Raw genomic sequence first — 268 nt, 5'->3', positions numbered from 1 at the left:
CGACGAGCAATTTCAGCTTCATCAGTTACGTCTACAGCAGTTGCCACTAAGCCATCACGCGTTGCAAATGCAAAGTCATCCCAAAGGTATTTATCACCTTCGATGTTGAACTGCGTAGTTAATTTACGGTAGCCAGGTGCAGTGACGAAGTAATGCACATGTGAAGGGCGGTTACCGTGACGACCAAGTTTGTCTAATACAAACTGAGTTGTACCTTCTGGTGGGCAGCCATAACCTACAGGCATTGTGGTTAATGCTGTATATTGAC

1 protein-coding gene is annotated in these 268 nt (G+C 45.5%); it reads right to left on the bottom strand.

The features are described 5' to 3' along the window. The coding region (locus tag AC1M9A_RS14450; RefSeq protein WP_481610497.1) for a dioxygenase family protein at positions 1 to 268 on the bottom strand (268 nt) is incomplete at both ends.

Source organism: Acinetobacter sp. ANC_7634 (assembly GCF_056779875.1).
The sequence above is the reverse complement of the archived record's forward strand: the minus strand, read 5'-3'. Positions and strand labels throughout refer to the sequence as shown.